This window comes from Marinifilum flexuosum (assembly GCF_003610555.1).
GTDB lineage: Bacteria > Bacteroidota > Bacteroidia > Bacteroidales > Marinifilaceae > Marinifilum > Marinifilum flexuosum.
The window spans coordinates 92,183-100,909 of sequence record NZ_RAPQ01000015.1; the positions used below are offsets into that span (position 1 = coordinate 92,183).

Sequence of the window (8,727 nt, forward strand, 5' to 3'; positions counted from 1 at the left end):
AAACAAGTCAAGAATTGAAAGTAGAGTTTAAAATATAACAGAAAAGTTTATTTCTAAATTCTTCCCTTTTAGGGAAGATGGCGACAGCCAGAAGGGTGTATTTTTGATTAAATTATTCTTATTTCACCCTTTTCCCTGTCGGGATTTTCCCTAAAAGAGAAAAACTCAACTTGAAAATATTATAAAATTTATTATTGTATAACCAATCAGTTGTTTCAACTCTTGATTCGCATTGCCAAATACGAACCTACTAATTACTCTAAACAATGAAAAGCATACACATCGAAAATCAGAACAGCACAATCTTAATTGGTGAATCTTATCTTAACATTAAAAAATACTTGCCTGAGAAGAAGTGCTTTTTAATTTGCGATGAAAATATATACGCTCATTACAAAAGTTTTATAGATGACTTTGATCACATCGTAATTGGCTGTGGCGAAGGGATTAAAACCTGGTCATCGGCAGAGAAGATTGTAGCCAAATTGCTTGAATCCGGAGCCGATAGAAACAGTTACCTATTGGGAATGGGTGGCGGATTGGTTTGTGATGTTACAGGCTTTGTTGCTTCTATCTTTATGCGAGGATTAGAGTTTGGATTCATCTCTACTTCCCTTTTATCGCAAGTAGATGCAAGTGTTGGTGGAAAAAACGGAATCAATTTTGGCAAGCTCAAAAATATGATTGGTGTTTTCAATCCTCCCCAGTTTGTAATTTGCGATCCACAACTGCTAAAAACACTGCCTGAGCGCGAAGTAAGAAGTGGATTTGGAGAGGTGATAAAGCATGCTTTTATTAAGGATAAAGATCTTTTCGAGTTTTTGAAAGACAATAAGGATGCACTGTTGAAGTTGGAGCCGGAACTAATGGAAAATTTGATTTTCAGAGCAGTCTCTATCAAAACTGATGTGGTAAACAATGATCCATTTGAAAGAGGTGAGCGTAAAAAGCTGAATTTTGGTCACACCATTGGTCATGCCATCGAAAACAATTCTGACCTCACACATGGTGAGGCTGTATCTGTTGGAATGGCTTTGGCAACAAAATTATCAGAAGAAATGTGTGGTTTGAATATAGAAGAAAGTTCAGAGGTCATCTCGCTTCTCAAAAAATTCAAGCTACCTGTTGATCATGAAGTTCCAGCGGAAGTCATTAATGATTTTCTGATCAAAGACAAGAAAAAGAATCGCTCTTCTATTGACTTTATCTTATTAACAAAAATTGGAGAAGCTTGCATCAAGTCAATTCCAATTGAAGATTTAAAAAGCAAGGTCATTCAGCTTTGCAAAGACCCAAAACCAATACAATAACCACAAAACAATGAGAGTTCGAATTCAAAATTCAAATATAAAAGGGAGCATCACTCCTCCCAGCTCAAAAAGCATGATGCAAAGAGCATTGGCCGCAGCCGCTTTGGCAAAAGGTGAAACAATTATTCTAAATCCATGCCGATGCGATGATGCCACTGCCGCAAGCAATATCATTCAAAAAATGGGTGCTGATGTTACTGATTTGGGACACAAAATTATTGTAAAAAGCAATGAAGATAATGCTGCCAAATCAGTAATGGTAGGAGAATCAGGCTTATCATTAAGAATGTTCTCTCCCATTCTGGCTTTAAATCCCGAACCAGTAAGCATCAACGGTAGAGGAAGTATTCTAAAACGTCCGGTTCACAATATTCTTGAAGGACTGGAAGTCCTGGGCATAGAATGTAAAAATCCCGGCAAAGGATTACTTCCCATCCAGTTGGAAGGTGGATATAAAAATAATAAAGCTGTGATTAATGGTGCATTGGGTTCTCAGTTCTTAACAGGTCTTTTAATGGCATTGCCTTGCAGAAAAGAAGATACGATTCTGGAGGCAACAAACCTCAAGAGCATTCCTTATATTAATATGACCATTGATTTGTTAAAGGATTTTGGAATTGAAATCAATCATGAGAATTACAAGCGCTTTACCATCAAAGGAAATCAGCAGTACAAATCCATAGAATACACAGTTGAAGCAGATTGGAGTTCAGCCGCACCACTTTTGGTAGCAGGAGCATTAAAAGGAAAACTTACCCTTGAAAATTTGAATCCATATTCGTACCAGGCCGACATTGCCATTTTGGATGCTTTGAAAAAATGCGGAGCAAGTTTACATTGGAATGGCAATAGCCTGACGGTTGAAAAGAAAGGATTAAACGCCTTTGAATTTGATGCAACTCATTGTCCTGACCTCTTCCCTCCTCTGGTATCTTTAGCGGTTCATTGTAATGGCGACACAAGAATTAAAGGAGTACATCGACTGGAGCACAAGGAGAGCAATCGCAGTATCGTTCTGCAGAAGGAATTTGGAAAACTTGCCGTACCTATTCGAATTGAAGGCGATGAAATGGTAATTCCGGGAGGAAGATTAATTGGCGGCATCACAAACAGTAATAACGATCACAGGATTGCAATGGCATTGGCTGTTGCCGGATTAAATTCGAAATATCCAGTGGAAATTGGTGATCATGATTGTGTTGCAAAGTCTTATCCTGATTTTTTCACGGATTTGAGAAAGATTGGTGGTGGCGTTGCCGAATTCTATTTCAAAAGTCAATTTGTATAAAAATCAATATCAATGATCATAGTTAGTTCCTGTTTGGCAGGAGTAAAATGCAGATACGATGGAAATGACAACCTGGTAGCTGAAATCAAAGAACTGGTTTTATCGGGAAAAGCCATTGCATTGTGTCCTGAGGAATTAGGAGGCTTGTCTACCCCACGAACTCCTTGCGAAATTGTGAAAGAGGACAATCAATTAAAGGTGATGACAAAGGATCGAGTTGATTGCACAGCACAATTCCTGCTAGGAGCTGAAAAGGTAGCCGAGATTGCAAAAATTCTGGATAGCAAACAAGCCATTTTAAAAGCCAATAGTCCATCTTGTGGATGTGGAATGATTTACGATGGCAGCTTTACGGGAAAGAAAATCAAAGGAAAAGGATTGACCGCCGAACTATTGTCAAAGCAAGGAATTGAAATCAAAAATGAAACGAACATGAATTGAAACGAAGTGGAAATCGTGAAATCAATTTTAGCATTCTAAATTATACACAAGAGAATGATTAAAATTCATCGAGAGTTCCATCTGGCAAATAACAGAAAAATATAAACAGATGAAACGAACTTTAAAGAATAAAATAATACACTAACGATGAAAGTCGAGCCTTCTATACACACAAGCAAATCTGGCAAAGAAATTACACTTCGTGAGGCAAGCATTTCGGATGCTCATTCACTTAGAAATTGTATTCTTTCCTATATCAATGGAGTTACCATTCCTTTTACAAGAGAGGAATTTGATAAGTCGAATACAGAAATTGAAAACTGGATTAAAGGCCTAAACTCTGCTCCAAACAGTTTATTGCTAATTGCGGAATATGAAGGTGAAATTATTGGCAATATTGATGTAACATCCAGCCGAAGAAGCATGCTTCAGCACACAGGATATATTGGTATGGGTGTTCATGAAGCTTGGCAAAACAATGGCGTTGGCTCTCTTCTGTTTCAGAAAATGATTGATTGCTACGAAAGAAACCAGGAAATTGAACTTTTATGGCTACAAGTATTTGGATCCAACTTATCAGGCTTACATATGTATCGAAAATTTGGTTTTGAGGAGAATGGTCGGCAAGAAAAATTCATAAAAACACATGATGGCGAATATATTGACAATGTTATCATGACAAAAACATTAATTTAGAGCACACATAGCATAAGAAACATAGAACATGAACAATTTCGGAAGAATATTCAGATTAAGCATATTTGGTGAATCACATGGTAAAGGGGTTGGCATAACCATTGATGGTTGTCCGGCAGGAATTCCTCTAACAGAAGAAGATTTAATGCACGATTTAGGTCGCAGAAAATCTGGAGCAAGAGGAACCACTCCAAGAATTGAGAAAGATTTACCAGCCATTTTAAGTGGAACTTTTGAAGGCAAAACAACGGGAGCTCCAATCATTATCCTGTTCAGAAACAAGAATACCCAATCGAAGGATTACAGCAATTTATTGGACAGTCCACGTCCCGGACATGCCGATTTTGTTGCGCAGCATAAATTTGGAAAGAACAACGACTACACAGGAGGCGGTCACTTTTCAGGAAGAATTACCCTGGGAATTGTAGCAGCGGGTGTGGTAGCGAAAAAGATCTTAGGCGATGTTAACATTGATGCCAAACTAACTGAAATTGGTGGTAGAACCGATTTCGATGCTGCCATTGAAGAAGCTCTGCTTGAACATGATTCAATTGGAGGAATTGTGGAGTGTAAAGCAAACCATCTTCCTATCGGATATGGAGAACCATTTTTCGACTCGGTTGAATCAATGATTTCTCATCTGATTTTTGCCATTCCTGCAACAAAAGGAATTGAATTTGGTTCGGGTTTCGAAGCTGCCAAAATGAAAGGCTCCCAGCACAACGATAATTTTATCGATGAAACTGGAAAAACAGAAACCAATCATGCGGGTGGTATCAATGGAGGAATTACCAATGGCAATGAATTGGTTTTCCGGGTAGCCATCAAACCAACCTCATCCATTGGGAAAACTCAAAACACCATGAACTTTGCCAAAGGAAAAGTAGAAGAACTGCTGATTGAAGGTCGCCACGATGCCTGTATTGCACTTCGCATCCCGGTGATTATTGAAGCTGCTGCTGCCATTGCACTGGCAGACTTAAAACTAATCGATCAAGCAAGAAGATAATATTAGGTCGCTGCATGTTATATTAAGACCTATGTTTCAATCAATGAGAAGAGATGCCTTTGGGTGTCTCTTTTTTTTGAAATCTATTTTATCCTCGGGTTGAAACCCGAGGCAATGGAATAAAACCTGCGAATATTTTTCCCTTTCCTCTAGGCGACCCCTTATGCACCTTTATTTTCCAGAATATAGTATGAAGAAGAATTATATATACAATCGTTTGATCCTAAATTCTTCCCTTCTAGGGAAGATCCCGACAGGGAGAAGGGTGTATTTTTGATTATTTTTTCTTATCTCACCCTTTTGTCTGTCGACAGTTTGTTCACACTTAATGTGTTCACGAGCTACACTTCGCTTCGGTTCCCTAAAAGGGAAACAATCAATTTGAAAATACTTTAAATGATTCAGCATTGTTAAATCAAACGAATTATTTCAGATTTGTGTATAAAGAATAGAATTTAGCTGAGAAAGATGATCTTCTTCTCCCCCTTTACAAGCTCCACAAATTTCCGTAACTTACTTTTCTATCTGTTGATTTTTAGAATATTAACTAAACTTAAACCAAAATGAAAAAAATCGGAAATCTAATCAAGATAAGTGCTTTGCTTGTCTTGTTTTCATTCATAGCTTTTAAAGTTTCAGCACAACAACCACAGATTAAAAAGCGAATTGCTGTCTTTGTGTTTGAAGATAAAACCGATAAAAGCTGGAGATGGTGGAACAACAAAGGAGTTGGCGATGGAGTTAGCGATATGCTGACCACTGCATTGGTTAAATCAGGTAACTACAGGGTAATGGAACGTGCCGAAATCGACCGTATCTTAAACGAACAAGACTTTGGTCAGTCTGGTAGAGTTACACAACAAAGCGCTGCGAAAATTGGTCAGGTGTTGGGTGTTGAGATTGCTGTAATCGGATCGGTATCAGAATTTGGATACAAAAAGGGAGAAACCGGAGGTGCCATTAAAGGCTTGGGTATTGGCGTTTCGAACCAGCAAGCCGTTGTTGGTGTTGATGTTCGCATGGTAAACACAAACACCGGAGAAATTATTACTGCAGAAAATGTACGCAAAAAGAAATCGGCAAAAGGATTAAAGCTAAGAACCAATAAACTCGCCTTTAAGGACAGGAAAGATTTTGATGAATCATTGGTTGGGAAAGCAGCTCGTGAAGCCATTGAAGATGTAGTAGCCATGATAGATAACAACGCCAACAACATTCCTTGGCAAGCCAAAGTAATCACCGAAAAAGGAGGAATTGTGTTTATCAACTCAGGAGAAGCCGATGGCCTTAAAGTGGGTGATGTATTTGCGGTTTACAGCAAAGGAGAAGACCTGATTGATCCCGACACAGGCATCTCCTTGGGAAGTGTGGATACCAAAATAGGAGAAATAAAAATTACCGATGCCAGTGTAGGAAATGGAAAAGCTTCCAAGTGTTCCATTGTGCAAGGAAGCGGATTTGCCAAAGGCAATTTTGTGAGGGTGAAATAGTGCATTCTAATTACATAACAAAATCAAAACACATAACAAATCAACTGTAAAAACAAAGCCTTAAAAGCTTGCCCCTCCGCATACTTTTAAGGCTTTTATCTTATTTTTTTGAAATATTACTTGGTTGTGCAACGGTTACTTTTGTTAGGTGCTGTTTTTAACCTAATTTGATTGTTAATGCATCAATCGTTTTTACATCTTTTATAATATTAGCAAATGTTCTATGGTATCCATTATATAAAATATTCCTATGTTTCAATTTTATGACAAAAACAGGATCATCTACATGAGAATATTGTGGACCATCTATTCCAACTGTCGGTTGGTAGAAGAACAAGTTATTTATCTTAAAGGTTTCTATTTCACCTTTTTCCTCAAAACAACTTGTGTCATTGCCGAAAGTTGAGATGATAGATTGTCGAATTACTTCAAAGTCATTTAACTCAATAAACTTGTCGTCTGATTTAAAAATTTGCTTTGCGAATTCTCTAAAGTTAATTTCCTCATAGGACACTGTTTCTTTAGGTTTTACATATTCTCTTGTTTGAAGCAGTTCTGGAAATCTTTCCCTAACATCCATCATATTTTTATAATTTACATTAAACCATCGTTAATTATTCCCTGTTGTTTGTAGTAAAGAACTACTGTTGTTTGATAAACTCAACAGAATTATTACTGTAGAAATATTATTTAACTAATCAGCTGTGTTAATGCTGGAATGAAAGGAGCGATTATAGTCATATGGTTCGCGAGGGTTGAAATGAATTTTTGATAATTGCCTATGAAATCAGGTGTATTATGAGTGTTTTTTAAATCTTCAAGTAACTGTAAAGATGTTTCTTGTATTTCTTTCTCTGCAATACTTTCTAGAGTTTGTTTTATTTCTTCAAAGAGTAAGCTTGGATCATTATATATATTACTAGAATTATCTATTGAGTTAATATTTACTCTTGAATTAATACCGTTAACATTATATATATTTACAATTGATTGATATTTATCTTCGGGAATACTACATTCTTTCCTCACTTTTACCTCATAATGAGCGGGGATACTACCAAATTTTGAATAATAACCTTTGTCGATCACGACATAAGTATCAACCAAACCACTAGGCAATTTTCTATAAATCTTATCACCTTCCTCTAATGGCAATTTTACGTCACTAATATGTATTGTCCCAGTTTCAACTAGGGCTTTTATATTCTCTATAATAGTTCCATCTGGTTTTATTAATGAAATTATATCATTATCAAAATTTGAAAAATTCATATATTCCCTCCTGTATTTTATTAATATTATTGACTTTATCTAAATTGCACCTAACGGTAAATTGTATGAGTAGTGGCAGATTAAGGGGCACTTTCCTGTCAAACCGCTACGCAGATTGAGCGGGCTACAAACCTTGAAATTCTCCACATCGCCTGCCATTACTTATACAAAATGTTGTGTGTAGCTATTTAATTGTTCATGAGAATCCGCAAAAATGAATTCATGATATTCATTTATCATTTTTTTGTTCAAATCATCAACTTCTTCAACCGACAATTCACGGTGTTGATATTTCTCACCTAAATCATTAAATTCAATTTTTATCGCATGTTTAGGTGAAATAGGGTAATAAAAAACTAAATCTTTAGCTCCACCTTCATCATCCACGTCGTCAGCTACCAAATTTATTACAGGTTGGTCACCAGTGATAAAACTGATTTCATTATTTGTTATTTCTAACAAGCAATACCGTATTTTAGGGTCAAATGAAATATTCTGAGCCACTTGTGCGGCACTAGTAATGGCTAGGAAATTATATATCTTTCCAATATCAAGTGGAGTACCTTCAAAGTTTTTGATTTGAGAATCCTTTTGCTTCTTAGTTCTAAAATACTGAAAACATATATACATTAGAGCTTTATATTTTTGCATTTCATTATCAAAAAAGTATAAATCTTCTTTCTTTCTACATGCAATTAGATTGCTCCCATGCCCTTCAATTTCTGAATGTAATAATTCAAATCCGTTCTTTTCTATTTCTTCTAATGGCTTGGGAACTTCATCAGTAATCTCTTCTTGAATCTTTTTTACTCCATTATAAATATCCAAAATAGCGAAAAGGTCATCAACAATTTTCTTTATAGGTCCTTTTATTTTAGAACACGTATACTTCAGAAATTTCTCTTCAGTTGCATCAAATTTTTCAATATTATTAAAATATCTTTTCTGAGCAACATTCATTAATTCAGTTTGAATAATATCTTGCTTCATCTTGATGTATGCATATATCACATCATCATTTGCCCAAGCCCTAAGATAATTCCTCCATACATAATGCTGTCTCTTTGTTATATTGTTAGCCATAAATGATTCTTAAATCTGGGTTATATTTTCTTTAGTTACACACAACGTAAAAGTGTTTTATCCTTTCGTTTGATAAAATTAACAAAACATTATTAAGAGAGTTGAATTTTCTTCGCAGAATAATTCCAAATAAAGGAT

General features: G+C 36.0%; 9 protein-coding genes. 6 read left to right on the forward strand and 3 right to left on the reverse strand.

The window, feature by feature from the left end:
- Positions 1-266 precede the first annotated feature (266 nt).
- The 6 genes from aroB to BXY64_RS21150 all read left to right on the forward strand — a co-directional run bounded on the left by aroB (position 267) and on the right by BXY64_RS21150 (position 6,234).
- Complete coding sequence (gene aroB / locus BXY64_RS21125) at positions 267-1,310, forward strand: 3-dehydroquinate synthase (RefSeq protein WP_120241962.1); 1,044 nt, start codon at positions 267-269, stop codon at positions 1,308-1,310.
- Between the two features lie 10 nt (positions 1,311-1,320).
- The gene (gene aroA / locus BXY64_RS21130; protein WP_120241963.1) at positions 1,321-2,598 is read left to right on the forward strand and encodes a 3-phosphoshikimate 1-carboxyvinyltransferase; all 1,278 of its coding nucleotides are present in this window, start codon (positions 1,321-1,323) and stop codon (positions 2,596-2,598) included.
- Positions 2,599-2,610: 12 nt separating this feature from the next.
- On the forward strand, positions 2,611-3,039 hold the full coding sequence (locus BXY64_RS21135) for a DUF523 domain-containing protein (RefSeq protein ID WP_120241964.1): 429 nt from the start codon (positions 2,611-2,613) through the stop codon (positions 3,037-3,039).
- Between the two features lie 147 nt (positions 3,040-3,186).
- Positions 3,187-3,735 (forward strand): GNAT family N-acetyltransferase, encoded by a 549-nt coding sequence (locus tag BXY64_RS21140; RefSeq protein ID WP_120241965.1) that lies wholly within the window; start codon positions 3,187-3,189, stop codon positions 3,733-3,735.
- 28 nt (positions 3,736-3,763) lie between these two features.
- Positions 3,764-4,744: a chorismate synthase gene (locus BXY64_RS21145; protein WP_120241966.1), complete on the forward strand. Its 981-nt coding sequence runs from the start codon at positions 3,764-3,766 to the stop codon at positions 4,742-4,744.
- 563 nt (positions 4,745-5,307) lie between these two features.
- On the forward strand, positions 5,308-6,234 hold the full coding sequence (locus BXY64_RS21150) for a CsgG/HfaB family protein (protein ID WP_120241967.1): 927 nt from the start codon (positions 5,308-5,310) through the stop codon (positions 6,232-6,234).
- Between the two features lie 157 nt (positions 6,235-6,391).
- On the opposite strand, the gene BXY64_RS21155 is transcribed toward BXY64_RS21150, so the two are convergent.
- The 3 genes from BXY64_RS21155 to BXY64_RS21165 form a co-directional block, all read right to left on the reverse strand.
- Positions 6,392-6,817 (reverse strand): hypothetical protein, encoded by a 426-nt coding sequence (locus BXY64_RS21155; RefSeq protein WP_120241968.1) that lies wholly within the window; start codon positions 6,815-6,817, stop codon positions 6,392-6,394.
- 107 nt (positions 6,818-6,924) lie between these two features.
- A complete protein-coding gene (locus BXY64_RS21160) occupies positions 6,925-7,506 on the reverse strand; it encodes a hypothetical protein (RefSeq protein WP_120241969.1) in 582 nt (193 codons plus the stop codon).
- A 162-nt stretch (positions 7,507-7,668) separates the two neighbouring features.
- The gene (locus BXY64_RS21165; protein ID WP_120241970.1) at positions 7,669-8,589 is read right to left on the reverse strand and encodes a DUF4238 domain-containing protein; all 921 of its coding nucleotides are present in this window, start codon (positions 8,587-8,589) and stop codon (positions 7,669-7,671) included.
- Positions 8,590-8,727 lie beyond the last annotated feature (138 nt).

Bases quoted from the DNA above. Each gene is read 5' to 3' on its own strand.
- BXY64_RS21165 (WP_120241970.1), bottom strand. From the start codon at position 8,589: ATGGCTAACAATATAACAAAGAGACAGCATTATGTATGGAGGAATTAT.
- aroB (WP_120241962.1), top strand. From the start codon at position 267: ATGAAAAGCATACACATCGAAAATCAGAACAGCACAATCTTAATTGGT.
- BXY64_RS21145 (WP_120241966.1), top strand. From the start codon at position 3,764: ATGAACAATTTCGGAAGAATATTCAGATTAAGCATATTTGGTGAATCA.
- BXY64_RS21135 (WP_120241964.1), top strand. From the start codon at position 2,611: ATGATCATAGTTAGTTCCTGTTTGGCAGGAGTAAAATGCAGATACGAT.
- BXY64_RS21155 (WP_120241968.1), bottom strand. From the start codon at position 6,817: ATGATGGATGTTAGGGAAAGATTTCCAGAACTGCTTCAAACAAGAGAA.
- BXY64_RS21150 (WP_120241967.1), top strand. From the start codon at position 5,308: ATGAAAAAAATCGGAAATCTAATCAAGATAAGTGCTTTGCTTGTCTTG.
- aroA (WP_120241963.1), top strand. From the start codon at position 1,321: ATGAGAGTTCGAATTCAAAATTCAAATATAAAAGGGAGCATCACTCCT.
- BXY64_RS21160 (WP_120241969.1), bottom strand. From the start codon at position 7,506: ATGAATTTTTCAAATTTTGATAATGATATAATTTCATTAATAAAACCA.
- BXY64_RS21140 (WP_120241965.1), top strand. From the start codon at position 3,187: ATGAAAGTCGAGCCTTCTATACACACAAGCAAATCTGGCAAAGAAATT.